25 protein-coding genes are annotated in these 26,428 nt (G+C 51.8%); 15 read left to right on the top strand and 10 right to left on the bottom strand.

The window, feature by feature from the left end:
- Positions 1-52: 52 nt before the first annotated feature.
- Positions 53-1,075, bottom strand: coding sequence for a LacI family DNA-binding transcriptional regulator (locus tag GN241_07695; GenBank protein XAT57259.1), 1,023 nt, complete (start codon positions 1,073-1,075; stop codon positions 53-55).
- 345 nt (positions 1,076-1,420) lie between these two features.
- Between GN241_07695 and GN241_07690 the strand changes: the two genes are divergently transcribed.
- From GN241_07690 to GN241_07670, 5 genes are all read left to right on the top strand, one after another.
- Positions 1,421-2,575: a C4-dicarboxylate ABC transporter gene (locus GN241_07690; protein XAT57258.1), complete on the top strand. Its 1,155-nt coding sequence runs from the start codon at positions 1,421-1,423 to the stop codon at positions 2,573-2,575.
- A 108-nt stretch (positions 2,576-2,683) separates the two neighbouring features.
- Entirely contained in the window at positions 2,684-3,196 is a 513-nt protein-coding gene (locus tag GN241_07685; protein XAT57257.1) for a TRAP transporter small permease subunit, read from the top strand.
- An 11-nt stretch (positions 3,197-3,207) separates the two neighbouring features.
- A complete protein-coding gene (locus tag GN241_07680; GenBank protein XAT57256.1) occupies positions 3,208-4,536 on the top strand; it encodes a TRAP transporter large permease subunit in 1,329 nt (442 codons plus the stop codon).
- A gap of 12 nt (positions 4,537-4,548) precedes the next feature.
- Positions 4,549-5,856, top strand: coding sequence for a histidinol dehydrogenase (gene hisD / locus GN241_07675; protein ID XAT57255.1), 1,308 nt, complete (start codon positions 4,549-4,551; stop codon positions 5,854-5,856).
- A complete protein-coding gene (locus GN241_07670; protein ID XAT57254.1) occupies positions 5,849-6,610 on the top strand; it encodes an SDR family oxidoreductase in 762 nt (253 codons plus the stop codon). The genes hisD and GN241_07670 overlap by 8 nt, the downstream gene beginning before the upstream one ends.
- Positions 6,611-6,776: 166 nt before the next feature.
- Here the strand turns inward: GN241_07670 and GN241_07665 are convergent.
- Positions 6,777-7,843, bottom strand: a protein-coding gene (locus tag GN241_07665; protein ID XAT57253.1) for an IS630 family transposase whose coding sequence is annotated in 2 segments (ribosomal slippage) — positions 6,777-7,357 and positions 7,357-7,843 — 1,068 coding nt in all. Because the reading frame shifts where the segments join, the coding sequence is not laid out codon by codon here.
- A gap of 210 nt (positions 7,844-8,053) precedes the next feature.
- Between GN241_07665 and GN241_07660 the strand changes: the two genes are divergently transcribed.
- Positions 8,054-8,251 carry a hypothetical protein gene (locus GN241_07660; protein ID XAT57252.1) on the top strand — a complete coding sequence of 66 codons (198 nt, stop codon included), beginning with the start codon at positions 8,054-8,056 and terminating at the stop codon, positions 8,249-8,251.
- Positions 8,252-8,365: 114 nt separating this feature from the next.
- On the opposite strand, the gene GN241_07655 is transcribed toward GN241_07660, so the two are convergent.
- From GN241_07655 to GN241_07635, 5 genes are all read right to left on the bottom strand, one after another.
- Entirely contained in the window at positions 8,366-9,634 is a 1,269-nt protein-coding gene (locus GN241_07655; GenBank protein XAT57251.1) for a carbohydrate kinase, read from the bottom strand.
- A complete protein-coding gene (locus GN241_07650; GenBank protein XAT57250.1) occupies positions 9,631-10,599 on the bottom strand; it encodes a class II aldolase in 969 nt (322 codons plus the stop codon). The genes GN241_07655 and GN241_07650 overlap by 4 nt, the downstream gene beginning before the upstream one ends.
- Positions 10,596-11,429, bottom strand: coding sequence for a TIGR01459 family HAD-type hydrolase (locus GN241_07645; GenBank protein ID XAT57249.1), 834 nt, complete (start codon positions 11,427-11,429; stop codon positions 10,596-10,598). Before GN241_07645 ends, GN241_07650 begins: the two co-directional genes overlap by 4 nt.
- A 4-nt stretch (positions 11,430-11,433) precedes the next feature.
- On the bottom strand, positions 11,434-12,369 hold the full coding sequence (locus GN241_07640; GenBank protein ID XAT57248.1) for an MBL fold metallo-hydrolase: 936 nt from the start codon (positions 12,367-12,369) through the stop codon (positions 11,434-11,436).
- 108 nt (positions 12,370-12,477) lie between these two features.
- Positions 12,478-13,143, bottom strand: a complete 666-nt coding sequence (locus tag GN241_07635) for an FCD domain-containing protein (GenBank protein ID XAT57247.1) — start codon at positions 13,141-13,143, stop codon at positions 12,478-12,480.
- Between the two features lie 124 nt (positions 13,144-13,267).
- On the opposite strand from GN241_07635, the gene GN241_07630 reads away from it, so the two are divergent.
- The 7 genes from GN241_07630 to GN241_07600 all read left to right on the top strand — a co-directional run bounded on the left by GN241_07630 (position 13,268) and on the right by GN241_07600 (position 20,709).
- Positions 13,268-14,353 (top strand): ATP-binding cassette domain-containing protein, encoded by a 1,086-nt coding sequence (locus tag GN241_07630; GenBank protein XAT57246.1) that lies wholly within the window; start codon positions 13,268-13,270, stop codon positions 14,351-14,353.
- 32 nt (positions 14,354-14,385) lie between these two features.
- A complete protein-coding gene (locus GN241_07625; GenBank protein XAT57245.1) occupies positions 14,386-15,714 on the top strand; it encodes an extracellular solute-binding protein in 1,329 nt (442 codons plus the stop codon).
- Positions 15,715-15,723: 9 nt separating this feature from the next.
- Positions 15,724-16,689, top strand: coding sequence for an ABC transporter permease subunit (locus GN241_07620; GenBank protein XAT57244.1), 966 nt, complete (start codon positions 15,724-15,726; stop codon positions 16,687-16,689).
- Positions 16,690-16,692: 3 nt separating this feature from the next.
- Complete coding sequence (locus tag GN241_07615) at positions 16,693-17,622, top strand: ABC transporter permease subunit (GenBank protein XAT57243.1); 930 nt, start codon at positions 16,693-16,695, stop codon at positions 17,620-17,622.
- Positions 17,623-17,626: 4 nt separating this feature from the next.
- Positions 17,627-18,772, top strand: coding sequence for a hypothetical protein (locus GN241_07610; GenBank protein ID XAT57242.1), 1,146 nt, complete (start codon positions 17,627-17,629; stop codon positions 18,770-18,772).
- On the top strand, positions 18,769-19,434 hold the full coding sequence (locus tag GN241_07605) for a class II aldolase/adducin family protein (GenBank protein ID XAT57241.1): 666 nt from the start codon (positions 18,769-18,771) through the stop codon (positions 19,432-19,434). The genes GN241_07610 and GN241_07605 overlap by 4 nt, the downstream gene beginning before the upstream one ends.
- Positions 19,435-19,642: 208 nt before the next feature.
- Positions 19,643-20,709, top strand: a protein-coding gene (locus GN241_07600) for an IS630 family transposase (GenBank protein XAT57240.1) whose coding sequence is annotated in 2 segments (ribosomal slippage) — positions 19,643-20,129 and positions 20,129-20,709 — 1,068 coding nt in all. Because the reading frame shifts where the segments join, the coding sequence is not laid out codon by codon here.
- A 385-nt stretch (positions 20,710-21,094) separates the two neighbouring features.
- Here the strand turns inward: GN241_07600 and GN241_07595 are convergent.
- Positions 21,095-21,994: a LysR family transcriptional regulator gene (locus tag GN241_07595; GenBank protein XAT57239.1), complete on the bottom strand. Its 900-nt coding sequence runs from the start codon at positions 21,992-21,994 to the stop codon at positions 21,095-21,097.
- A gap of 126 nt (positions 21,995-22,120) precedes the next feature.
- Between GN241_07595 and GN241_07590 the strand changes: the two genes are divergently transcribed.
- The gene (locus GN241_07590) at positions 22,121-23,278 is read left to right on the top strand and encodes a DUF971 domain-containing protein (protein ID XAT57238.1); all 1,158 of its coding nucleotides are present in this window, start codon (positions 22,121-22,123) and stop codon (positions 23,276-23,278) included.
- A complete protein-coding gene (locus GN241_07585; GenBank protein ID XAT57237.1) occupies positions 23,278-24,237 on the top strand; it encodes an EamA family transporter in 960 nt (319 codons plus the stop codon). Before GN241_07590 ends, GN241_07585 begins: the two co-directional genes overlap by 1 nt.
- Positions 24,238-24,462: 225 nt before the next feature.
- Here the strand turns inward: GN241_07585 and speB are convergent, their stop codons facing one another.
- Entirely contained in the window at positions 24,463-25,437 is a 975-nt protein-coding gene (speB, locus tag GN241_07580) for an agmatinase (protein ID XAT57236.1), read from the bottom strand.
- Entirely contained in the window at positions 25,434-26,420 is a 987-nt protein-coding gene (locus GN241_07575) for an agmatinase (GenBank protein XAT57235.1), read from the bottom strand. The genes speB and GN241_07575 overlap by 4 nt, the downstream gene beginning before the upstream one ends.
- Positions 26,421-26,428: the final 8 nt, after the last annotated feature.

Here is a 26,428-nt window from a genome sequence, read left to right as displayed (position 1 = left end):
TCTAAGCACAGGGAATACAACAGCGTAACGGCTGTTTCTCTCTTAGCGAACTTTAGGGCGCCACAGCGGCAAGCGTATCTCGGAACACAAGTTTGGTCTTTAACGGTATGGATTTCAGCGCAATTCCCTCTTTGATTAAATTCGCCAGCGCTTTCGCCGCGAATACTCCCATTTCACGATGCGGAACATGCACTGTGGTCAGCGCCGGATAGGCAACTTGCGCCAATTCTATATCGTCAAACCCGATGATAGATACGTCATTTGGAACATTTAGGTTTAGCTCGCGCGCGCTTCTCAACGCCCCGACGGCCAAAACATCATTGCCGCAAAACACAGCAGTTGCCCCCGTATTTGCTGCCATAACCTGCTTGAAAGCTTGCGCGCCCTCCTCGATACCATAGGTGGTTTCAAGCAAATAAAGATCATTTGGATCCAATCCGTTTTCCGCCATCGCATCCAAAATACCAGAGTGACGGGCTTTTGCACGGTCATTGGTTGCTCTTTGCGCAGAAATAAGTGCCAATTTTCGATGACCCATCTCTATCACTTTGATCGCCATCTCACGCATCGCAGCCCGGTTGTCAAACCCCACAGAGGGCCGTTCAGCTTGGCTGTTATAAGCCCAAGCGGTCAGCGCCGCGACGCCTTGGTTTTCAAGAAATCGATAAATCTCGGGATCGCGTTCATGCCCAATCAAAAGCAACGCATCCGCCCCGCGGGCCACCAGCGCTCTGATTTGCTCTTGCTCTATTTCAGGTCGGTACGACGTACTGGCAACCAAAAGTGTGAAACCGTGCAACAATAGCTCTTCTTGAAAGGCTTGGAGGCCCCGCGCGAAAATTGCGTTTTCCATCGTGGGAATAATCGCGCCGATCGTATTGGTGCGATTAGTGGCCATAACTTTGGCTCCAAAGTTTGGCAAATAACCCAGCTCGTTGATCGCGGCAGACACTTTTTGGCGCGTTGCAGCCGATACTTTATCGGGAAAATTAAGACAGCGCGAGACGGTTGCCGTCGACACATTGGCCGCAAAAGCAACGTCATGAAGCGTTGGAGTGCCATTTTTAATGCGCATTCAAGGTCAACCCACTTTGATCAGAACTGCAACTATATGGCATTATTAAAGAAATTAAAATATTCGATGTAAAGGCTTGCATTTTAGCAATGTAAACGCTTACATTGAGTGGGAATCTTCTTAACATCTGGGAGGATAGGTTTAATGCCGCTTATCGGAGCGATCATCTTATTCGTGGTTTTCACTTTAAATGTGGCCCTTGGGTCAATCTATAACGCTTCGTTTATTGGCGATGTCGGCGAAATGCTCATGTTAAGTGGCGTCGCCATCCTGTTTGTCATCACGATTCTGACGAAAGAAGCTGAGGCTAAAAAGTAGCCGCAGTACATATCACTTAGGGAGTACATGAAATTGAGTAACGAGAACAAAAATCTGAAATCAGCAACACGCCGGAATTTCCTGAAACTAGCGGGCTCAGGCAGCTTCACAGCCGCAATGGTTGCAGGCGCAGCGGGAACGCTTTGGTCAACTGAGGCCGCAGCTCAGACGGCGAGCGAAGAAAGAGATCGCGAAAAAGCCGCCGATCACGTGATGACAATTGCAACAGCCTACGTTCTGGGCGCGACGCGCAGCTACCCAATCATGCAATTGGACCTTAAAGAAAACATCCAAAACGCCACAAGCGGCAAAGTCTATGTCAAATTGGCCCCCGGCGGCCAGTTGGGCGCAGGTGGGGCGTTGGCCCAAAAGGTACAATCAGGTACCATCCAAGCTGCGCAGCATTCTTTATCAAATTTTGCCCCTTTCGCATCAACCGTTGACTTGATCAACATGCCCTATCTCTGTGGTTCAAACCAGCGCTTCACAAACCTGGTACATTCTGACACTTGGGCAAAAGCGGTAAACCCAAATGTCGAAGCGGCGGGTTTTAAAGCCTTGTTCTATGTCAATATTGACCCGCGTGTGGTTGCGGTTCGCAAAGGTGGTGCAGGCGCTGTGATGACACCTGGCGATTTGTCTGGCGTAAAATTCCGTGTACCAGGCTCAGCAATGTTGCAGCAATATTGCCGCTTGGTCGGTGCGAACCCAACACCTGTAGCATGGGGTGAAACGCCCTCAGCGATCAAACAAGGCGTTGCGGACGCGCTCGACCCATCCGTTGGCGCGCTGTATGTGTTTGGCTTCAAAGACATTTTAAGCCATGTAACTTTCACGCAGGCGGTTCCAGATTCGCAGGTGTATTCTTGTAACCTTGAATGGTTCAACTCTATGCCGGCAGATGTTCAAGACGGCATTATGGAAGCGGCGGAAATCACCCGTCATCAGAACCTTTCAAAAGTACCTTCAGCGCGCAATTACGCCATGGCTGAGCTGCGCAAATCGGGCGTTCAGTTCCACTCATTAAGCGAGGATCAACTGGGTGAGTGGCAATCTGTTGGCGGCTATCAGAATGCGGCATGGGACAGCTTCAAAGTTGAGCTGGCCGGCTCAATGGATACATTCGCAAAGCTCGAAGAAGCAGCCGGCACGCAAGGCCGGTACTACGTACACGACGCATAAATGTTTTTGGTGGGCGTGCAAAAACGCCCACCATTTTTACTCTCAAAATAATTTTGCATTTTTCAACGCGCCTTGCTGGCCAAAGCGACGCTACGAGGGAGGTTTGTTATGTTGTTACTTCAAAGGCTCAATAAAGACGCCGAGAAATGGGCACTTTTGGCCTTTTACGTCATGCTCGTTATGACCATGGCCGTTGAAGTGTTTCGCCGCGAGATCTTTGCCTATTCATCCATTTGGGGCGAAGAAATTGTGCGATATTCTTTTATCTATCTTGCCTGGATCGGTGCGGCCGCGGCCGTGAAAGACCGCGCGCATATCAGAATTGATGTGGTGATGCATTATTTGAGCCCTTCGGTGAAAACCCTGCTCTACATCTTTGGTGATCTGGTCATGTTTGCGGTCGCTTTGATCGCGTTATACTGGTCATGGGAAACCGTCCATGTCTCGTGGAAATTTGGCTCGGTAAGCCATGGCCTTCGGGTGTCGATGGTTTGGTTCCTGATGGCCGTGCCAATTGGGTTTTTTCTGGTAATCGTGCGATTGACGCAATCGCTCCTGCGCGATCTGCGCAGCCTTCGCGACGGGTCGCCCGTTTACGAAGGCGACAAGCTGTTTGACTGAGGAATACGGCGATGCTTTTCAATACTCTAAATCAAGCCGTTGAGCTGGGGTGGGATTTTTACTTACCTGTGATTATCTTCGTGGTTCTTGCTGCGCTGGCCTTGCCGGTCTGGGCCTCCATCGGTGTTGCTGCTATTACAATGCTGCTAATGTCGGGCGATTTACCCCTCGCATTGGTTGGCGAAAGCCTGTTTGATGGCATCGATGCCTTTGCTTTAACCGCGGTGACGCTGTTCATTCTAACCGGTGATGTTTTGGTAAGAACTGGCCTGTCTCGCAAATTTCTGAACGTGGCCGAAGCTGTTACGCAATTCGCCAAAGGCGGTTTTGGATCAGCAACCGTTCTTGTTTGCGGCATGTTTGCGGCGATTTCAGGCTCGGACGCCGCCGGCGCGGCCGCCGTGGGGCGGATGACCATCGATCGGTTGGTCGAAAGTGGGTATCCGCGTCCCTATGCCTGCGCTCTCGTTGCCGCCGGGGCTTGCACGGGGATCTTAATCCCGCCATCCATTGCCTATATCATTATTGGCTTGGTGCTGGGTATCTCCGCCTCAACCTTATTTTTGGCTGCCCTGATCCCCGGATTGCTGATCTTAACCGCCATCCTGATCACCAATCTCGTTGTCAACAGAATTTACGGATATGAAGGCGGTGGCAATCTCTCCGCGGCAGAATATTTCGGAAACCTTATCAGGGCGCTTGCCTCTGGATGGTACGCCTTCATTGTGCCCGGCATTATCTTTTATGGTATCTTTTCGGGAAGATTAACGCCCACAGAAGCTGGCGCAACCGCCGTGATCGTAACGATCATTATTGGCTTTGTTTTGGGCACGCTTAAATTATCTGATTTTCCCAACATGCTGGTCAGCTCTGCAAAAGTGAACGGAATTATTCTTCCGATTATCGCTTTTTCATTGCCCCTCGCACAGGCTTTGGCGATCATGGGCGTGCCACAAGGGTTTGTCCATTCTGTCACCACCCTTACGGATGATCCCACCCTATTAATTTTGATGATGATCGGCATTTTGATCGCTGCGGGATGTGTGATGGAAACAACCCCCAACATTGTGATCCTTGCGCCAATTTTGAAGCCATTGGCGGATAATATTGGCATGAACGAAATTCAGTTTTGCATCATGATGATTACAGCTTTGGGTGTCGGGTTCATCACGCCGCCTTTAGGGTTGAACTTATTCGTCGTTTCCGGGATTACCGGAGAGTCAATTCTGCGGATCGCTTGGCGCGCAGTCCCATTCGTATTTTTCATGCTTGTTGTGGTCCTGTTAATCGCTTTTGTACCTGCGATTTCAACAACAATGCTTCCAGATATCTATAAATAAGGCAAAATAACTATGGCACGAGACTACCTTAAAAAAGCAACGCTTACCGCACAATCCGATGCGTCCAACGTCCATGATATTGTTCGAGGGATATTGAACGATATTGAAGACGGCGGCGATGCAAAAGCGCTCGATTACGCGCAAAAATTTGATAAATATGATGGCAATGTTATCCTCACGCAAGAAGAAATTGATGCTGCCTGCGAATTGGTGCCACAAAAGCTGAAAGAAGATATTCAATTCGCCCATGAGAATGTGCGCCGGTTTGCTGAGGCGCAAAAAGCCACGGTAAGCGATGTTGAACATGAAGTTGTTCCAGGATTGATTGTGGGCCAAAAAGCCATTCCGGTTGACGCGGCGGGTTGTTACGTGCCTGGCGGCCGTTACAGCCATATTGCCAGCGCAATCATGACGGTGACAACGGCGAAAGTGGCGGGCTGCAATCATATTATGGCCACCTCCCCTCCCCGGCCGGGCGTTGGTGTCGCGCCTGCGATTATTTACGCCGCCCATATCTGTGGGGCCGATACGATTATGGCATTAGGCGGCGTTCAAGGCATTGCTGCGATGACATTCGGGCTGTTTGGATTGCCCAAAGCCAATATTCTGGTCGGGCCAGGCAATCAATTTGTAGCCGAGGCAAAACGCATTCTCTTTGGCCGCGTTTGTATTGATATGATCGCAGGGCCAACAGACAGTTTGATTCTGGCAGATAAATCCGCCGACCCGCATATCGTCGCGACCGATTTGGTTAGCCAAGCCGAACACGGCTATAACTCACCCGTCTGGTTGGTGACAGATAGCAAAGACTTGGCTGAGGACGTGATGAACCGAATTCCAAAGCTGATCAATGATCTTCCAGAATTGAACCGGGATAATGCGCTTGCCGCATGGCGCGATTACGCAGAGGTCATCGTGTGCGCAGACCGCGAAGAAATGGCCGCCACCTCGGATGAATACGCCCCCGAGCATTTGACCGTACAGGCCGAGGATCTAGATTGGTGGCGCGGCCGCTTAAGCTGCTATGGATCTTTGTTCTTGGGCGAAGAAACAACCGTCTCTTATGGCGATAAAGCATCGGGCACCAACCATGTGCTGCCAACATCGGGCGCGGCCGCTTATACTGGTGGATTATCGGTTCATAAATATATGAAAATCGTTACCTGGCAGCAGGCCACGCGCGAGGGCTCAAAACGGGTTGCGCAAGCCACCGCGCGGATTTCTCGGCTGGAAGGCATGGAAGGTCACGCCCGCGCCGCCGACGTGCGGCTTGCAAAATATTTTCCCGGGGAAAACTTTGATCTGAGCGCAAATGGCTGATCCAAAAACACTTTTTGATCTGTCGGGGCGCGTTGCCTGCGTCACCGGGGCCAGTTCTGGCCTCGGACAACAGGCAGCCTCGGCTTTGGCTGCTGCTGGCGCGCAGGTTGTTGGCGTGGCGCGGCGCGCAGAAGCGCTTTCGGAATGGGCCGAGCGTATCGGGCCAAAAGCCGCCACCCTGTCTGCCGACCTGTCTCAGCGCAGCCAGATAAAAGAGATCGCCGCTCAAATCGCCACCCCATTCGGCACGCCCGATATTCTGGTTCATGCAGCCGGAATAAACACCCGCGAAGCCGCTGATAACGTAACCGATGAAGGCTGGGACATAACGCTTAACCTCAATCTTGCTGCGCCGTTTTTCCTAAGTCAGGCGCTTGTGCCGGATATGAAAGCCAAAGGCTGGGGCCGGATCGTAAATTTCGCATCGCTTCAAACCACGCGCGCGTTTCCCGGCGGGGTCAGCTACGGCGCCTCGAAAGCCGGCATCGCACAATTGACACGCGCGATGGCAGAGGCTTGGTCGGGCTTTGGGATTAACGCCAATGCGATTGGGCCCGGGTTCTTCCCAACCGAGCTTACAGGGCCGGTTTTTGCGGATGCCGAGCGCGCTGCCCGCAATGCCGCCCAAACCTGCATCGGCCGTAATGGAGATTTGTCAGACATAGACGGCCCCCTTTTGTTTCTATGCTCACAGGCCTCTGCCTATGTGACGGGGCAGGTTCTGATGGTCGATGGCGGCTATACCGCGAAATAAACCGTGATCCAGCCCGTTGGGCTGGGTTTAAACTTCCACCATGTCGCCAAAATCGCGCCTGAAATCCTTACGCGATTTTGAATAAACCGCGCGCTGTACCATCGCCTGCCCAGCGGCTACATCTGCGGATTGCTCAAATTGCTTTGACGGATTAATACCAACCGCCCTAATAATTGACCTTTATCCAATCTCTTTTGGTGATTGAAGTTATTCGTTCTGGATCGTTGGCGAAGAAGTTCCACGCTTGGGCACATTTTTCGAGGATTTCGTCGTAGGTGTCGAAGACCGAGATAGCGAGTTTGTTTGACCGCAGATAGGCCCAGACGTTTTCCATGGGGTTCAGTTCTGGTGAGTATGGCGGCAGTTTCACGAGCGTAATATTGTCTGGTACTTGCAAGCATTTTGCCCCGTGCCAGCCAGCCCCGTCGACGATGAGCATGGCATGTGCCCCGTGCGCGACAGCTTTTGCGATCTCATTGAGGTGCGGCCCCATTGCCTCCGCGTTGACGTAAGGCAGGATCAGCCCTGCGGCGGTACCACGGGCGGGACAAGCGGCACCGAAGATTAGCCCCCACTTGTAACGCGTATCACGAGGTGCGCGGGGGCGGGTTCCGCGCCGCGCCCATTTGCGCGTAAGTGTTCCTTGTTGCCCAACACGGGCTTCATCTTGGAAGCATACCTCAAGGGGCTTACCCTTTGCATGTTCTGGCATGAGCTCGACTACGAGGCTGGCAAAGTTTTTTTGAAAGCCTGCTGTGCTGCGGGATCAGTTTTGGGATACTCAGGTCGAACAGAGAGGCGACGAAATCCATGTTTGGCTAGATATTTACCAATCGTGCGTTCGTGCAACTTCACGCCGAACGCGTCTTCAACACGAGCCTGTAAATCGGCGCAGCGCCACCGTACTACGCCATCTTTTACAGGGTTAGGTCCAGCCTCAACCCAAGCCACAAACCGCGCCTGTTGTGTTGGCGACAGGCGTGGCTTCGCGCCCTTGCCACGTCGGTCAGAAAGCTCAGCAATGCCGCTGCAGTTGTAGCGATGCACCCAGTCTCGCAGAGTTTGGCGATCCATGCCGCTACTGCGAGCCGACGTCGCGCGATCAACGCCCTCTAGAACCACAGCTATTGCGAGTATGCGCCGAACAACACAACAATCTCTGGTTCGTTTGGCGATAAAACGCAACTCTCGCGCAGAAATATCCGTTCGCGTGATGGCTATAGCTCGTCCCATCTATTCCTCCATAATAAGTGCACACACAGATTCAGATTTCTGCGGAATTGGAAACCATAAAGTGAGTCAGCTTTTCGGGATAGTGGTATGAGCTCTGCAATTTTGAACGGACGGTTTTAGCATTTGACCTTAGCGTCTGGTGCGAAGGATCAATAATAAATATGTCCTGCTCTAAAATCGCCATCAGCAGATGTATTCGCAAAATGCGCGATGAATGAGCATCATGAGCCTTCGAAAATAACTATATACGAGGATTATCACGCCAAACCAACAGGATACCTCACCATCTTTTCCAAACCGCAAAACTGTCCGGAGCAGCAAGAACATGTTGGTTACGAAATGGGCATCAAAAAGGTAAAAGTGAAAAGCGACCATAATCGCACCCTGGTGCTTGCTGATAACATTTGACCACGGCTCTTTTCAGCCTGTCTTGCGATCCCTGGCAAACTGTCACTAGCGCCATTTAGCAACAGTTTTTGCAACAACTCCGTCTAAAGCTCTTCTACAACAGTACTTTTTAGCCTAAATCTGCGCCAATTTTGCACATCCAATGGCAGCCTCTGACCGCGTAGCGGCGGTAATATCCATCCCCAACTCTATTTCTCGCAAGGCTGTCCAAACTGCGTTTTGAGCGCCACCACCTGCAGTAAACAACTGGTGTGGTGCCCCACCGCCTCTGACTTCGATTTCACGGTAGCACCGCGCTTCGACCGCCGCTATTCCCTCCAGCATAGCTTGTAAAAATATCACGTCATCTTTTGGCCTCGGTGACAGGCGACCTACAAAATCTGGATCTTTAATGGGAAAGCGTTCGCCCGGCTTAGAAAGGGGATAAAAACCCAAGCCCGTTGGCTTGGTGGGGTCAATCCGCTTGCAGATGGTTGAAATTTGGTCTGTTGAAAAGTGATCAAGTAAAACACCCCCGCCGGTGTTAGACGCTCCGCCTACCAGCCATACAGTGCCCAAGCGATGGGAATAAAGCCCAATCTCAGGATCATCTATTCGGTTGGGACTGAGCAACTTCACCGCCAAGGTGGTGCCCAACGACGTTACGGCTGCGCCTTCTTGCAGGGGGGCGCAAGCCAGAAAAGCGGCAATGCTGTCGGTGGTACCGGCATGAATGGTTACACTGCGCGACAATCCCAATTCTGTGGCCACTTGTGGGTTGATTGCTGCCAATTGTGCACCAACTGGCCTGACCTCTGGCAGCAAGGAGGGATTGAGCTTGCACGCCTCAATCCAGTCTGGCCACATTTCTGTTTCAGGGTCAAACCCGGTTTTAAGCGCGTTGTTATGATCAGAGAGCCCGCCCTGCCCCATCAGCTTTGCCGCAATAAAATCCGCCTGATGCAACAGGTGGCAGGCGGCGTGATCGACATCCTCTGCGGCCAGACGCATGGCGCGGGCCAGCGCAGAAGCAGACCCACGCGTGATATGCAAATCAGGCGCAAAGCGGGCGATCATCGCTGCCTCGGTATCGAACCCACTTGAGTTATACATCATCGCGCGGGTCACGGGCCGCAAATTTATGTCGGTAAGAACCATAGTGCCAGAAGTGCCATCGACGGCAATCCCGGTGATATCAAGCGGTGAGAACCCTTCAGCCCATAAAATCTCTATCTGCCGCAAAATGCACGTTTGGACAGCACGCCACCACCCATCCGCATCAATATAATCTTTGTTTTGCGCCACATGATCCGTGCGCGCCATGGGCAAAACATCACCTTGGGCAGTCAAAACCGCAGTGCGTACGCCCGATGTACCCACATCTATCCCCAAGCTGAGGCTCATGCGCGAGCAGCCAGAGTTTGGCGATATTTTTCAGCGTCCCAATTCAGCAACTCTGCCTCAGCCTCTAGACCGATTGGATCTAAGCTCCAATCAGAGGGTAATCGGGCCAATATATCCGACAGGCAACGCAGCATCGCACGTTGACTGGGCGTGGCCGCTACACGCAAGGCAATGCCGACACCGTCATACAAAACAGCCGGCCAGCGCCCGTCATCTTGGACTGGCAGCGCTGGCCCCAGAAACACCACGTGATCGGGGTAATAGGATCCAGCCGTGGCATGTGCCATGGCCCAAGCATCGTGGGCAACCCAGCTCTCATGCGCCCACTCGAACCCCTCAGGTGCCCGTTCTTTTGGTGGCTTGGTCTGCCGGCCACTAACCGCCATTGCCAATCTCGTTTCAACGTCATGGATCAGGTTTGATACGTCATCCACGGTATCGCCACAGCAGATCAATCCATGATTTTGCAATAGAACAACTTTGGTGTCGGGCGTCACACGGGATAGAATTTCACGGGTCAGCGGCAGACCTGGCTTGGCGTAGGGCACCATTACAAAAGGCAAATCTGCCAGTTTTTGCACGGCCTGCGCGCGGCCTTCGGGACCCGCGACATGCACCAGCGCCGCAACAGAATGCGTATGGGCCACAACCTTATGGTTCAGCGCTGCATGAAATGTTGTTTCAATCGACGGCCGCAGCGTGATCGCAGGATCCAGCACAGTTTGTTTGCACGACCCATCACCCTGACCGTGCGCTTCTGCCTTAGCTGCATTGCGGTCGACCGCAACAAAAATATCTTGGGTTTCCGCGTTGGCCAATTCCGTGCCCGACGCCTTGATCCACATCACATCACCGTCTTTAATCGACGTATTGCCGCCCGGCCCTTGGACTTGCAAAGGGTCAGTGCCCAAACGGGCAGACAGCGCGCGGAAGTCTAGGGTCAACAATTCTGGTCGGTTTTTCATGCAAGTACCTCTATTGAATACGTCGGGGGTCGGCAGGCCTTTGCGGCCACTAGATTTGCCAAAACAGAATCATGATCCGCCTGTGCAAAATCATTGGCATAAAGTCCGCCTTGTACCAAAACATTATCCCAGCCCGCAGATTGCGCACCCGCGATATCATGCTCCAAACTGTCCCCCACCATCAAAATACGTGCCACCCCAAGGGACGATGCCAGCGCATCAAAAATGCCAGGGTGCGGTTTGCCATAGAACGAAACATGCCCCCCCATATCGACATAAGCATACGCCAATGCACCTGGTGAGATCACCAAACCCTCTGCGCGGGGTGATTGACGGTCGGGATTTGAACAGTAGATTGGCAGGTCCGCGTCCAGTGCCGCCGCCAATGGGGTACCCCAATCGGCTAATCTGGCTTTATCTGGCAGGCCCATCAACAAGACAGCGTCTGCATTTTCCAGATCAGTGAACTCAACAGGCAACCCCTCGGCCCAAGCACAAGCATCACCAGCGGACCGCTCAATGCAGAAAAACCGCCTGTGGGGCAGCTTCCCTGTATGAATGTCACGCCATAAAGCTTCGCCGCTGGTCATGATTTGACTAAACAGCGATGGCGCAAAGCCCATGTCCGCGATCCGTAGCGCGTTCGGACCGGCGCGTTTTCCAGAATTGGATAAAACCGCCAGTGGCAAACCTGCATTGGCTAGACCGGTAAGGCACTCTATCGCACGCGAATACGGCGCTGTGCCGTTATGCAACACGCCCCATTGATCAAATACGATGGCGTCATAATCTTGTGCCACGTCTGCTAAAGTGTTGATACGCTGGGTCACAAGTTTAGTATTCCGCCATATCTTTCGGATTTTTCAAACCGGCGATATATTGATCGGCCTCCGCCTTGGTTAAGGCAGGAGCTGCTTTCCCTGCTGTGCCGATAGGCATATCACCAAAATAAAACTGGTACCCCGGAATGGGTTGGCGGCGTTTGCGAATCGGCATTCCGTCGTAAGGAAACACATCTGAGCGCGCATTTGCAACCTCGTCATGACACGGCAGAACATAATCCGCGCGCTTGTCGATTTCTTCAACAGATTTCCAGCCTTCATAAGAGTTTACAAACCTTGCAGGCACCCAGTGACGCCATTTTTCGGCAGGATTGGGCTCTAGGTTCCGCTCTACGAAAATTGCATCGCCCGCAACCACAATATCTCCTGCAGAGGTGGCCACTGTCACGCCCATGTGACCAACAGAATGACCCGGGGTGTGGAACATAGTAATACCAGGCAGAACCTCGCATTCGTCTCCAATCGCTTCAAACACACAGCCAGCATACGCCGGCTTAATATCCAGAATACCGCATTCGTAGGTGCGATAATATAAAGGTAAAGGATTATAAGCCATTTCGATCTCACCCTTAGGGGCAATATAGCGGGCATTTTTGAATTTTTTCATATTTTGGACATGATCCCAGTGCAGATGGGTAAATACAATTGCATCAATCTCATCGGGATGCACACCGAGTTTTTGCTCTAAGTGGTCATGCACCTCCAAACAGCCACGCTTGTCGCATTTGTGATGATATTGAGTGGCCCGTTCCGCATCACACAGCCCCGTATCAATCAAGATTTTATGCTCACCTGTATCTACATAATGGCAATAAACAGGGTTCCAATACTTTTTTCCCGCAGGGCCCTTCCAAAAGATATAGCTCCCAAGGTCAGCTTCTAACCAGCCAGTGTTGATCGGGTAAATCTTGGTTTCTGCAATGCCCATCCGGACCTCCGTATTCAGCGAATCTATTTTGTATACAAAAATAGAAGAATGGGCACTATTGCAAGAGGGTAACCCAACTTTATGTCAATGAACCGTAACGTTTTTATGTCAATTGACCCGTAACGTTTGCATAAAACTGTTTGTCATATGATCCCGCATACCTTTTGACGCCGTATTTGAATCTTCGGAGAAAATGTCATCAATCAAAGTCTGGTGACTTTGCGCTGAACCGATCAGGTCTTCGGGGGTTTGGAATTTTTTAGCGCGAAACGGCCCAGTACGGCGGCGAAATTCAGATGCAATCTCAGCGATATAGGGGTTTCCAGTCGCCTTATAGATTGTCAAATGGAAAGCTTCATTGGCACGCAAATACGCAACGCGATCGCCTGCTTCGGCCGCTTTCATGCAATCGCCTTGAGCTGTTTCAATTTCAGATCTGGCCAGTAAACTAAGGCGTTGTGCAGCTATTCGGGCGCAAGCGGCTTCTATTTCGTGCATGGCTTCAAAAATTTGGCTTAATTGCTCACGCGAATATTCCGCGACAAAAGCGCCGCGCTTTTCACCCGGAACCAATATGCCTTGCGCGGTTAATCGAGATAGTGCCTCGCGTACTGGGGTGCGCGACACACCAAACCGATGTGCCAACCCAACTTCATCTAGGCGAACACCGGGCAAAAGTTCACCAGCACTGATTTCTTCAATCAAAGCATGTTCAACACGATGTGCTGCCGACATTTTATGCTTACCGGCGTCTGTTGCTTGTATATTTGCCATTTCAGACCCTGCGTTTTGCCTCTACTCTAGACCAATAATACAGTTTTTTTTCAATTTAGCAATTTAGTATATTTACTTTCTTTTTTGTATACAAAATTATTAGGTCCAACCGAGGAGAGATTCTATGCCTGAAATTCGCTTGGAGAATCTTATCAAGCGCTACGGCGCAGTGCAGGTGTTGCACGGTATTGATCTCAGCATGGCCGAAAATGAATTCACTGCTCTAGTAGGGCCTTCTGGCTGTGGAAAATCTACGACCCTGCGGATGATTGCTGGGTTGGAAACGGTCTCTGAGGGGGAAATCTTCTTCAATGATCAACCCGTTAGCCATTTAGAACCAAAGGACCGCAATTTGGCGATGGTATTCCAAGATTACGCGCTCTACCCACACATGGATGTGGCGCAAAACATCTCGTTTGCATTACGCCTGCAAAAACGCCCCAAGGCCGAAATAGAAGCCAAGGTAAGCCAAGTCGCCGATCTCGTAGGTTTAACAGAGTTTTTACACCGCAAGCCCGGTGCCCTATCGGGCGGCCAACGCCAGCGCGTCGCAATGGCGCGGGCCTTGGCCAAAGACAGCGATATTTTCCTGTTCGACGAACCCCTGTCCAATCTCGATGCTAAATTGCGCGGCCAAATGCGCGCCGAGTTGGCAGTGATGGGGCAGCGGGTCAAAAAAAATATGATCTATGTGACCCATGACCAAATCGAAGCAATGACTTTAGCCGACCGGATTGTCGTGATGCACGGCGGCTATATTCAGCAGCAAGGCACGCCAGAGACGTTGTTCAAAAAACCCAAAAATAAATTTGTTGCGGGGTTTCTCGGATCGCCACCCATGAATTTTCTAGAGGCTAACCTACAAGCAGAGGGTGGTACACTTTTTGCCATTGGCGATACATTTAAAATTGCCATCCCTGCCTCCAAGTCAAACGGTTTAGGCCAAACAAGCGGTCATGTCACCTTGGGCGTGCGGCCCAGTGACCTGATTTATGATCCCAAAGCCCAAGACGCTGCGGCTTTGGATTTGCAGGTAAAAATTTCCGAATACATTGGCGCACAGTCCGTTTTGCTGTGCGCTTCTGGACGAGCTGACGTGACGGTGGAACTAAAATCAGAAACCCCCATCGCACTTGGCGAAACACTCAGGTTTGCGGTCAGACCAGAGGGTATTCATCTATTTGACCGAAAAACAGAACTGGCGCTCTAGCGTCACCTTTAATGATTATGGGAGGACAACCTATGTTAACAAAACTCAAACGCATGGCCCTTGGGGCCTCAACCGCACTCACTATGACGAGTGCAGCTATAGCTGGGCCGTATGATGCCTATGAAGGCACGACTTTGGTGGTCAATTTCCCAGCGCACCCTCATTATAACGCGGTGATGAAAATCTTGCCAGAGTTCACCAAAGAAACTGGGATCGAAGTCGAAGTCGACCAATTGCCCTATCTAAAAATGCGGGAACGCCAGACTTTAGAACTGGGCCAAGACGAAGGCGACTATGACCTGATCGCCTATGTCGTATTCTCCAAAGCAGACTATGTCTATGCAGACCAGCTTGAAAATCTTGCGCGTTATTTCATGAACCCGAAACTGGCTGACCCATTTTACGATGCAGATGATTTAATTGACGGCTACGTTTACAACATTGGCTTTGCCGGTGGCAACAAAGGCTATCTGCAAGGCAAAACCGGATCGCTGTTTGGAATGCCTTACGGATCAGAAACATCTGTTCTTGGCTATCGCAAAGACATCTTTGAAAAACATGGGCTGAGCGTTCCTGAGACCTATGCAGAAATGCTGGACATCGCCTGCAAGATCCCACAGCTTGAGCCGGGTATGGGCGGTCTGTCGTCGCGTGCGGCGTCCGGGCACCATGCAGCCCACGCATTTTTGTTGCATCTTGCACCTCTGGGCGGACGTATCTTTGACGACGCTTGGAACCCAATTGTGAACAATAAAGCTGGTGTTCAGGCCGCAAATGCGCTGAAAAAAATCATTGATTGTGGTCCCGAAGGTGCAGCCTCGTTTGGTTTTGGTGAAGCGCTTGGCTCATTCCTGAACGGCGACACGGCAATGTTTTTGGACACCACTGTTGTGGCAGGTCAAATCGACGATGCAAGTAAATCGAAAGTTGTCGGCAAGGTTGGTTGGGCTATGCACCCCGAAGGTGTGCGTCGCGGTTCGCAAACCGGCGGTTTTGGCATCGGCATTCCAAAGAACGCTGAAAACAAAGAAGCCGCGTTTTTGTTGATGCAGTGGCTGACCTCAAAGACCGGCGACAAACTGGTTGCGTTGGCCGGCGGAAACCCGTCGCGGTTCTCGACCCACGCAGATGCGGATGTGAACGCCAAGTTTCCACATATGGCAACATTTGGTGAAGCGCTTAAACACGCTGACCCTGACTGGCGCCCAATCATCCCAGTTTGGGGTAAAATCAACGCAGACCTAGGCACAACACTGTCAAAAGTTCTGACCGAAGGTCTGGATGTTAAGGTTGCCTTGGACGGTGTTGCGGAACGCACCAGAGGCGTGATGGAAGAGGCCGGGTATTACACCTGGCAGTAAATACTATCTATGGCGCGACCCGGTCCCCACGGGTCGCGCAATCCCCAACATTCGGAGCATGACGTGAAATCCCAAAAATTGAACCGAATGACACCTTATGTATTTATGGCCCCTGCGGTTATTATCATGGGTCTCGCGTTACTCTACCCGCTTGCGTATATGATTTATGGGTCGTTTCGAGCGTGGGATCCCAGCCAGAATATTTCTGAAACCGAATTTGTAGGCCTGAAAAACTATATTACACTATTTTTTGATCCAGCCTTTCGGGAAAGCCTGTCTGTCACCTTGACGTTTGCTTTTGCGGTGGTCACAGCGGAACTTGCAATTGGTGTTGGCTTAGCTTTGCTACTGGACCGCAACATTCGCGGCATGTCGGTCCTGCGCACCTTGTTCATTTTACCAATGATGATTGCCCCCGTAGTTGTCGGCTTGATGTGGCGCTATATGTACCACCCAACCGTTGGCACGATTAACAGAACCCTAAAATCAATGGGGCTTGAGGGCGTAGATTGGCTTGGCCAGCACGCGCTATTGTCTGTCATTATCGCCGATATCTGGCAATGGACGCCATTTATTTTCATCCTGTCGCTGGCGGCGTTACAATCACTGCCCCGCTCCGCATTAGAAGCCGCCAAGATCGATGGGGCCACCGGATGGCAGCAGATCAGATATATCAAGTTGCCGCTGATGATGCCGGTACTGATTGTGACCGGGCTTTTGCGTCTGATCGATGCCTTTAAAGTCTTGGAGGTAATCTTGGTAATGACCGAAGGTGGCCCAGGCCTATCCACAGAAATTATCGCCCTGCGCATTTCACGAACCGCAACAGAATTTCGCGAATTGGGCGTGGCGGCGGCCATGTCAAACTATCTGCTGATCCTTTTGCTCATTCTAACCTTGGGAATGTTTGTCATAACCCGCTTGCAAGAGGCCCGCGCTGCGCGGCAAGCCCGCCAAATTCAGGAAGAAGACTAAACCATGGATTACGACCGACAGAACCCCGCCTTTTATGCCTTGCTGGTCGCCCTGATCTTCATGGCTGTGGGACCCATTGTTTTGATGTTCTCCAATTCGTTTAAACTTGACGTCGACATCATTGGCGGCACCTCGGGGCTGATATTTTTACCGACGATCCAGAATTATGAAACCGCGCTGTGCGACGTCTTATGGTACGAGCCCAAGCACCTAGATTTCTGCGCACTGAAATTTGGCGGGGCCTTTGTCAATTCTTTAATCATCGCACTGGTGTCTACGGCGCTGACTTTAATCATCGGATGTATGGCCGCTTACGCGCTGGTGCGGTTCCGGTTTATGGGGCGCGATACAGCATCATTGACGACATTGATGGTCCGCATGGTACCACCTGCTGTTTTGTTAGTGCCCGTTTTTGGTCTTTGGAATAACGAATTTTGCATTAGCAAAAAGTTCTGGCTGGGTGAACTGATCCGCGACACCTTCGGGGGACGCGGTGATGTTTGTCTGGCCGGTACACATTCTGGAATTATCTTAATTTACGTCGCGATGAACCTGCCATTTGTGATCTGGATTTTGCAAAGTTTTATCGTGCAGGTGCCGCGCAGTTTGGAAGAGGCGGCGCGCGTGGATGGTGCGGGGCCGTTTCAGGTCTTTTTCCAAATTGTTCTTCCCCTGATCAAACCCGGTCTTGCTGCTGCGGCAATTTTTACGTTCCGCATCGCTTGGAACGAATATCTTTTGGCCTCGGCCCTGTCGGACCGAGACACAAAAACCGTGCCTATTTTAATCGTGAACAACATGTCAGAATTCAACGTTGAATGGGGGGTCATCATGGCCACCGGCATGCTGCTGGCGATTCCACCAATTATCTTCACGCTGTTCGCATCCCGGCAAATCATTACCGGCATGACAGCTGGCGCAGTAAAAGGCTAAATAAATGACCGGAAACGTTTTGCTATTAGCGACGCTTGCGACCAAAGCAGACGAGGCGGCGTATCTAACCCGCCGTCTTACCGATCACGGCACAACAGTGCGCACAATTGATGTTTCGCTACGGACAGGCGGAAAAACCCTTGGAGGGAGCGATAAAATCTCTGCAATGCAGGCAACTGTTGCACGGGTTTGGGATAAGCTCGCCGCCTCGGTTGAGAACGATACAGACGTCACGATTGGCATCGGAGGCGGAACTGGTGGCGAAGTGATCTTGCAGGTGCTGCGCGCCCTGCCTATTACCTTTCCCAAGCTCCTTGTGACCACCCTGCCGTTTGACCCACGCGGTGCCGTAGCAGATAATTCCATCATTTTAGTGCCAACTCTGGCCGATATCTGTGGGCTGAATGCCACATTGCGCCAAGTTTTGGACAACACGGCCGCCATGACCGCCGGCCTATGCAACAACAAACACGATGCGGGCCCACCTGCGCCCTCGGTTGGCATAACGGCAATGGGTGCAACTGAAGCCGCAGTCGGGCTATTGGTCAAACGGCTTGGCCAACGCCAACAAGAGGCGACCGTGTTTCATTCAAACGGCTATGGTGGCGCAGCTTTTGCGCGCTTTGCCGCCCGTGGCGCTTTTCATTCAATCATTGATCTCACCCCGCATGAATTAACCAGACTAGAGCTCACCGGCGCTCACGTGCCTATGGCAGACAGGTTTACATCGGCAGGCGCACTTCCGCGCATTGTCCTGCCCGGCGGATTGAATTTTCTTGGATTGGGGGCAGCCGCTCTTGTCCCATCAAACTATCTGCAACGGCCGCACTATGCCCATTCGGGTTATTTCACCCATGTAAAACTGACCCCGGATGAAATGGCACAGATTGCGTCTAAATTAATAGATATCTTAAATACCGCGACCGGCCCTCGCGCACTGATCGTGCCGATGGGGGGTTTTTCCCATCAAGATTGTCCAGGTGGTGCAATCGAAGATCCTGAACTGCGCCAGATCTTTCTGGATGTGGCCCGTAGCAAGCTGAAGGCCGAGATTGCGCTTAATATCGTGCCTGAGCACATCTCTGCACCTGCCGTCACTGACAAAATTATAACTGTACTGGAAACGCTGACATTGGACCAAATTCTATGAGCATACCCGCTGATTTAATTGATAAAAAAGACGCCTTGATTGCAACCGCCAAACGGTGCTTTGACTTGCGGCTGCAAACCAATGCCGGCGGCAACCTATCGGTCCGGCTCGACGCCATCGATGCAATTGTGATCAAGCCCTCAGGCATCGGGTTTAACGAATGCACCCGGGACAATCTGCAAGTGGTCCATCTGGACGGCACAATCGAAGACAGCCCTTTCAAGCCATCCAAAGATCTGGGTTTTCACCTTGATCTTTATAGTATCCGTGACGATATTCGCGCGGTGGTACACTGCCACAGCCCTTGGGCCACAGGATATGCCAGCGCAGGACTGGAGATCCCGTGTCTGACCGTGCAAACGATTGAAAAGATTGGGCGCATGCCACTGATCGCCTTGTCACCAATGGGGGGGCCGCAGACCGACAGGGAAATCAGCCCTGTCTTCCAAGATCCTAAAATTGTCGCAGCGGTTTTGGCGAATCACGGCACAATCGGTGTCGGAGCAACCTTGATGAAAGCGCAATACTTGGCGGAAATTATCGAAGAGACAGCCCATATCGCCTTTGTGCGTGACACGTTGATGGCCGCACACGGCAAGTCCACCGCAGATCTGCCTCAATTTGGCACCAATGCTGAAGAAAAGGCCGCGCTTGGCGTGTGAGGTCTCAGTTGCGACTCGCTGTGGACCGCTTGCCGAGCTCTGAATGCAAAAATGGTGGGCGTTTATGTATGTCGCATGGGCGCTTGGAAAAGTGCCCCCCTTGATAGGTCGGCTATTTAATACCACTATCCCGAAAAGCTGACTCACTTTATGGTTTCCAATTCCGCAGAAATCTGAATCTGTGTGTGCACTTATCATGGAGGAATAGATGGGACGAGCTATAGCCATCACGCGAACGGATATTTCTGCGCGAGAGTTGCGTTTTATCGCCAAACGAACCAGAGATTGTTGTGTTGTTCGGCGCATACTCGCAATAGCTGTGGTTCTAGAGGGCGTTGATCGCGCGACGTCGGCTCGCAGTAGCGGCATGGATCGCCAAACTCTGCGAGACTGGGTGCATCGCTACAACTGCAGCGGCATTGCTGAGCTTTCTGACCGACGTGGCAAGGGCGCGAAGCCACGCCTGTCGCCAACACAACAGGCGCGGTTTGTGGCTTGGGTTGAGGCTGGACCTAACCCTGTAAAAGATGGCGTAGTACGGTGGCGCTGCGCCGATTTACAGGCTCGTGTTGAAGACGCGTTCGGCGTGAAGTTGCACGAACGCACGATTGGTAAATATCTAGCCAAACATGGATTTCGTCGCCTCTCTGTTCGACCTGAGTATCCCAAAACTGATCCCGCAGCACAGCAGGCTTTCAAAAAAACTTTGCCAGCCTCGTAGTCGAGCTCATGCCAGAACATGCAAAGGGTAAGCCCCTTGAGGTATGCTTCCAAGATGAAGCCCGTGTTGGGCAACAAGGAACACTTACGCGCAAATGGGCGCGGCGCGGAACCCGCCCCCGCGCACCTCGTGATACGCGTTACAAGTGGGGGCTAATCTTCGGTGCCGCTTGTCCCGCCCGTGGTACCGCCGCAGGGCTGATCCTGCCTTACGTCAACGCGGAGGCAATGGGGCCGCACCTCAATGAGATCGCAAAAGCTGTCGCGCACGGGGCACATGCCATGCTCATCGTCGACGGGGCTGGCTGGCACGGGGCAAAATGCTTGCAAGTACCAGACAATATTACGCTCGTGAAACTGCCGCCATACTCACCAGAACTGAACCCCATGGAAAACGTCTGGGCCTATCTGCGGTCAAACAAACTCGCTATCTCGGTCTTCGACACCTACGACGAAATCCTCGAAAAATGTGCCCAAGCGTGGAACTTCTTCGCCAACGATCCAGAACGAATAACTTCAATCACCAAAAGAGATTGGATAAAGGTCAATTATTAGGGCGGTTGGTATTAATCGCCGCAACCCGAATAGGGCCAAAAGCGTCAAAAGAGGCTTTAAAATAGTTCACAGAGGGCATAGAACATCCTCAGCACAAGGAGCTGAATGCCCGCGCCGCGGCAGAAAATCGCCAAACGCGACGGCCTGAAAGGATTATGGGGCGCTTTAAATCTCCACAACAGGCCGCATCGGTTTTGATATGCGCATGATGGGGCGGCCGCCCTTTTCCCACCCAAACGCAGAGTTATGATTGCCGCCCTACAGAGACAAAACCGCTGCGATACATTCGACCTTTGGACAGATGCTACGCATCACCTACCACGATCCCAGACGGGATAACTACGTGCATACAAAATTTCGAAAAAACCCGACAGTAGCTCACAGCCTATTGATTGTCATGCCTCAGGGCCGACTTGAGATAATCGGTTAGCATATGATTGAATGCGAATGCCGTTGGAGACACAAACTTTTTGCTCGGTGTCACAAGCATGATGTCGGACGCATGAGCTTGAAACCACTCTGGCAGAACTTGAACGACTTTCCCATTTTCTAAATCTCGGCGGACGTCCCATATTGACTTTAAAGCAATTCCCAAATTTGCCTTGCACATAGAAAGCAAGACGTCGCCCGTGATCGCGCGTAACCTTTGTTTGGGGAAGGCCACATGCGTTTGACCATCCTGATGGATAAGTGACCAAATTGATGTGCGGCCCAAGAGCAAGCCATCATGTTCATCAAGGTCCGTAACAGATTTAATTGGAGCGCGAGACGCCAAATAGGTTTGAGACGCTACGAGAATGCGCTTGTTCGTCACAATACGACGAATATAGTGGTGGTCTGGGGGTTCCGTGCCTACTCTCACGCTGATATCTACTTTATCTTGTTCAAGATTTTGGATTGAGTCTGTAAAATGCAGGTCGACTGAGGCGTAGGGATGTTTTTTGAGAAATTGTAATACGACAGGTGCCACAAGCTTTTCGCCCAATCTCGAGGGAGCGGAAACAACGATATGCCCCGTCAAAACGCCGTTCTCGCCATCGCGCGAGGTCAGCTTACAGGCAGCTTCAATAATACTGCGCGCTTCGATCAGCTTTTGTGCCCCAGAAGCAGTGAGCGACAAACCGGACGGAGCACGGTTGAATAGGCGTACTTTGAGATGAGATTCCAATCCATCAAGACGCCGTGCCAAGCTTGATGGGGCTTGCCCGCGGATAAGTCCTGCCTTTGAAAAGCTGCCGTACTCTGCAAGTTCCTGCATCAAAATGAGATCGCCAATTAGGTCCATTAGGTTCGGTTTGCTATGCTCGGTATTTTGCGTATTACGCAAAGCCCTTTAGCATAACGAACATCTTCCGCAAATTAGATCTTTGGTTGAATTTGACGACATTCATTCACCCAAGGAGGCATTGAGATGGGTAAGCACGAATTTGGATCCCAAATAGACAAAGCAATTACAGCAGTCGCACATCAAGAATTCATGACGCTTTATTGGCCGGATGGCAGCGTTTCACAGTTTCACTATCAGTGGCTAAGGGACAATTGCCGTTCAACCGAGCGTTTTGACCCCGTTACCAAGGAACGCAAGGCGTTGACAGAGAGCATCCCTAGTAAACTGATTGCCAGCGAGATCGCCATTACGGGCGCTGAAATTCGGATCAAGTGGTCCGACGAAAGTGTGGATTCACGCTTTGATGCACATTGGCTGAAACGCAATTCCTACGACATGGCTGAGATATCAACCAAAGCTCCAAAACAGTTTTGGGGCGCCAAGTATGGATCATCTCTTGATAGCTTCGCATACGATGAAGTCATGTCAGACGACAACGCTTCAGCGGAGATGATCGCTGCGTTCGAAGCATTTGGGCTCGTTCGTTTAACCGACATGCCGACGACTGATCGTGAAGTGGAGCGGTTCGCAAATCGCTTGTCCTATGTGCGCGAAATTGCCTTTGATCGGGTGGCAGATATTCGCGTCTCGATGACCCCTTATACTCTTGGCTTCACCAATGCTGCGCTACCACTACATACCGATTGTTCCGGATATTCTTGGCCCCCCAATGTTATGGCATTCCACTGCCTGCACAACGACGTCGCAGGAGGAGCCTCGCAATATGTGGACGGCGCAAACGTTGTGGCACAGCTGCGCCAAACGAACCCCGAGGCGCTTCAGATTATGACAGATTATGCGGTCCAGTTTCGTCTTTGGTCGAAAAAGGCCGACACTATGTCGATGTCTCCACCGGTGATATTGGATGAACGTGGCGAACTTGCACTTCTACGCTATGCCAATTGGACGGTTCAGCCACTCAAAACCGTGCCGTTTGATCGGTTTCCTGATTGGTATGATGCCTATCGAGCTCTAGCAGAGCAGATCAACGCGCCCGAAAATCGGGTGTCTTATCGCTGCTCGCCAGGAGAGATGCTGTTGATCAATAACCACCGGGTCTTGCATGGGCGCGATGCTTTTGATGATGGTCTTGGCCGACGTCATTTTCAACAAGTCTATATGGAGCTAGACGACCTTTCGGGCTTCCGCCGCATCGTCGAAGGCGAAGGCGGAGCAAAGTGATGAAACGTGCGCTTGGTATACCTCTTCTATGCGGCGTCTTTGTTGTTTTGTGGAGTTCGGGTTTTGTCGGGGCTAAATTTGGCCTCGATCACGCTGGAACGTTCACGATTCTATTCTGGCGCTATCTACTCGTTACCACAATCTTGGCCTTGTTCGTCACACTGGCACGGCAATGGCAGCGCATTCCACGTTCAGTCATTGGTCGCCACATGCTCGTCGGCGCTCTAGCCCATGCCGGGTGGTTGGTAGCCGTACTGGGCGCGATCGACCTTGGTTTGTCGGCAGGTCTTGCGGCATTCATAACTGCATTGCAGCCAATCCTGACCGGTGCGCTGTCTGCGCGCATGACGGGCGAGCGGGTGTCCGGCAAGGAATGGGCTGGTCTGGGACTGGGTCTTATCGCCGTGGCGTTGGTTATCGGCGATGGAATTGCCCTTGGGGGCGCAGTTGTCGCGCATTTGCTTCCTTTCTTAGCAGTGATCGCAATCACAATCGCATCACTGATCGACCGTAGCGGCACTCTAAAAGAGGAAAAGTCTGTTTCTATCCTGCTGGTAACATTCTTACATTGTCTGGCATCATTTTTGGTGCTTGCCCCGCTCGCAGTTGGTCTGGAAGGTCTAGAAGCGACCTGGAACGGCAGTCTGGTCTTTGCGGTTGTTTGGCTGGCAATTGTCGTATCACTCGCGGCCTATGGTCTTATGTTCGTCTTGCTTAGACGCTTGCCCGCATCACAGGTTGCAAGTTTGACCTACCTATCACCGCCCGTGACAATGATAATGGCATGGATGGCGTTCGACGAAGTTCTTTCCATGTTGGGCATCTTCGGACTGGGTATCGCCACGGTGGCTGTTTTCTTAACGCTCACTGTCAGTAATCGCCAACCCCAAGAAGTCGAAACACCCACCGCATGCCGAGGCTGTAGAAAATGCACCGGTAATTTACATCGGGTCATGTAAAAAAAGTTGAGAGGATGGCTCAAACTGGGCGATCCTCCACGATATGCGCGTATCTCAACGTCAATTCAGGAGACCAGTGCGCAACGCGACGGCCTGAAAACGCGCCATAATGCAAAATTCGATTAAAACATTAAGATATATCTTTAAGGCATTGAATCTATGTTTAAATCAAAAAAAATAAAGTTTGACTTACGCACAGTTTAACGTACCTTGAGCAAAACGCTTTTATCTGGCTTGGATAGATTGTGCCAGCATGCAGATCAACTCAAACATCAAAGAAACCCCCAGCCAAGCAGTGCCGCCCGCAGCGTCTAAAGGTGGCGAGACTTCAACAAGGTCAGCGCCAATTAAATTAACGCCGGCAAGCTCGCGGATCACCTGTTGGGCTTGAAAGCTGTTCGGGCCGCCAATTTCAGGCGTGCCAGTGCCTGGCGCAAATGTTGGGTCAACAAAATCAATATCATAAGTGCAATAGGTCGGCTGTTTGCCCACGATTTCCCGCACTTCTGCCATCACATGGGCAATTCCTCTTTCGAATAATTCTTCAACCCGAATGATCCGAATGCCTTGCGCAAGACCCCATTCAACATCCTCTAGATTATACGCGGTGCCGCGAATTCCCACTTGCACAAATCGCGTTGGGTCAACCAAACCCTCTTCGATTGCGCGGCGAAATGGCGTGCCATGGGTAAATTTCTGGCCGCCAAAATAACTGTCGAACAGATCTGTGTGGCTATCAAATTGGATCAGCCCTACAGGCGCGGTTTTTGCCAGAGCACGCAAAATTGGCAGGGTGACCAGATGATCACCTCCGGCCGTCATGGGCACGATGTTCTGAACCGTCATGGCGCTTACAAAATCAGCCACTCGGTTCAGGCTGTCTTGAATATCAACCGGGTTGGGTGGCACATCTCCCATATCGGCGCAATTAACGCTGGCGAAAGGCGTAACCCCCGTGACGGGGTTCATAGCGCGGATCATGGTTGACAGGTCCCGCAACTGGCGCGGACCGTGGCGCGCTCCCGGCCTATTCGTTGTGCCCCCATCCCAAGGCACACCCAATATACCCAGATCCACATCTGAAAACCGAGCGTGATCCGGGCTCAATTCTGGCAATCGCATAAAGGTTGGCACCCCGGCAAACCGGGCCAGTTCCATGGCGGAAACGGGTTGAAAAAATGGATCTGGCTGCTGCGTCATGCTGCGCTCCTACTTATATTTTCAGCGATCATTGAAATCATTTCAAACATCACAGCGGTTGCCGTAAGCGCTGTAATATTATTCGGGCTGTCTTTGGTTGGCATCATGCAGACAACATCGCCGCCAATAATGTTTAACCCCCGGGCGGCGCGCAAAAGCCCCATCGCCTCATCAATGTCAAAGCCCTTTTCGCTGGCTTCAATATTTGACACCCCAGGCGCAATGGTCGGATCCAAGCAGTCTAGATCAAAGGTAATATAGACCGGTCGGTCCCCCAAGATATTGCGCGTTTGCGCCACAACATCTTGCAGGCCCCGCGCACGAAATTCGCGCATGGTCACGATATTATATCCATATTCATAAGAGGGTTGCAGCCAATCAAGCGTGCGCGGATGCCCGCGCAGCCCGATCTGCATCGATCGGCTTGGGTCCACTTTGCCCTGATCCGCCAAGTAAGCCCCCCAATGCGCGGCCGATTTCTGCGCGCCCAAGAAATGATCCACCTTAGTGAATACATCCGTATGCGCATCCAAATGCAAAAAGCTGACAGGCTGCCCGCCCGCCAACTCACTGCCGCCAAGCGCCTGCACAATGCCCCCAGTGATCGAATGATCGCCGCCAATTGAGACAGGCCGCGCGCCAGCTTTTGCAATATTTTGATAAAATGCTGTAATCCGCTCGATACAATCTTCGTTATCATTGGCCCGCGGAAAAGGCACATCGCCAATATCAGCGATTTTCGCCGCAGTCCAAGGATCAATTTCAAAAGCAGAATGCACGCGCCGCGCCACGGCCGAGACATTGCGCACCGCACGCGGGCCCAAATGCTGATCGCGTTCGGTGGTACCGTTTCCAGTGGAATGGGGCACACCCACCAAGGCAATATCTTGCCCCTCAGCAGGCAGGTTAGGACATCTAAACAACGTTGGAATTCCCCACCAATAGAGGTTTTCCATCATCGAATGATCGTGTTCTTCGGCCATTTCCCCGC

The organism is Rhodobacteraceae bacterium IMCC1335, from assembly GCA_039640495.1.
In the GTDB taxonomy this organism is placed as follows: Bacteria; Pseudomonadota; Alphaproteobacteria; order Rhodobacterales; family Rhodobacteraceae; genus Thalassovivens.
Note: the sequence above shows the minus strand (reverse complement) of the source record. Positions and strands in the feature narration are given on the sequence as shown.

Bases quoted from the DNA above. Each gene is read 5' to 3' on its own strand.
- GN241_07695 (XAT57259.1), bottom strand. From the start codon at position 1,075: ATGCGCATTAAAAATGGCACTCCAACGCTTCATGACGTTGCTTTTGCG.
- GN241_07690 (XAT57258.1), top strand. From the start codon at position 1,421: ATGAAATTGAGTAACGAGAACAAAAATCTGAAATCAGCAACACGCCGG.
- GN241_07685 (XAT57257.1), top strand. From the start codon at position 2,684: ATGTTGTTACTTCAAAGGCTCAATAAAGACGCCGAGAAATGGGCACTT.
- GN241_07680 (XAT57256.1), top strand. From the start codon at position 3,208: ATGCTTTTCAATACTCTAAATCAAGCCGTTGAGCTGGGGTGGGATTTT.
- hisD (XAT57255.1), top strand. From the start codon at position 4,549: ATGGCACGAGACTACCTTAAAAAAGCAACGCTTACCGCACAATCCGAT.
- GN241_07670 (XAT57254.1), top strand. From the start codon at position 5,849: ATGGCTGATCCAAAAACACTTTTTGATCTGTCGGGGCGCGTTGCCTGC.
- GN241_07660 (XAT57252.1), top strand. From the start codon at position 8,054: ATGAATGAGCATCATGAGCCTTCGAAAATAACTATATACGAGGATTAT.
- GN241_07655 (XAT57251.1), bottom strand. From the start codon at position 9,634: ATGAGCCTCAGCTTGGGGATAGATGTGGGTACATCGGGCGTACGCACT.
- GN241_07650 (XAT57250.1), bottom strand. From the start codon at position 10,599: ATGAAAAACCGACCAGAATTGTTGACCCTAGACTTCCGCGCGCTGTCT.
- GN241_07640 (XAT57248.1), bottom strand. From the start codon at position 12,369: ATGGGCATTGCAGAAACCAAGATTTACCCGATCAACACTGGCTGGTTA.
- GN241_07635 (XAT57247.1), bottom strand. From the start codon at position 13,143: ATGGCAAATATACAAGCAACAGACGCCGGTAAGCATAAAATGTCGGCA.
- GN241_07630 (XAT57246.1), top strand. From the start codon at position 13,268: ATGCCTGAAATTCGCTTGGAGAATCTTATCAAGCGCTACGGCGCAGTG.
- GN241_07625 (XAT57245.1), top strand. From the start codon at position 14,386: ATGTTAACAAAACTCAAACGCATGGCCCTTGGGGCCTCAACCGCACTC.
- GN241_07620 (XAT57244.1), top strand. From the start codon at position 15,724: ATGGCGCGACCCGGTCCCCACGGGTCGCGCAATCCCCAACATTCGGAG.
- GN241_07615 (XAT57243.1), top strand. From the start codon at position 16,693: ATGGATTACGACCGACAGAACCCCGCCTTTTATGCCTTGCTGGTCGCC.
- GN241_07610 (XAT57242.1), top strand. From the start codon at position 17,627: ATGACCGGAAACGTTTTGCTATTAGCGACGCTTGCGACCAAAGCAGAC.
- GN241_07605 (XAT57241.1), top strand. From the start codon at position 18,769: ATGAGCATACCCGCTGATTTAATTGATAAAAAAGACGCCTTGATTGCA.
- GN241_07595 (XAT57239.1), bottom strand. From the start codon at position 21,994: ATGGACCTAATTGGCGATCTCATTTTGATGCAGGAACTTGCAGAGTAC.
- GN241_07590 (XAT57238.1), top strand. From the start codon at position 22,121: ATGGGTAAGCACGAATTTGGATCCCAAATAGACAAAGCAATTACAGCA.
- GN241_07585 (XAT57237.1), top strand. From the start codon at position 23,278: ATGAAACGTGCGCTTGGTATACCTCTTCTATGCGGCGTCTTTGTTGTT.
- speB (XAT57236.1), bottom strand. From the start codon at position 25,437: ATGACGCAGCAGCCAGATCCATTTTTTCAACCCGTTTCCGCCATGGAA.
- GN241_07575 (XAT57235.1), bottom strand. From the start codon at position 26,420: ATGGCCGAAGAACACGATCATTCGATGATGGAAAACCTCTATTGGTGG.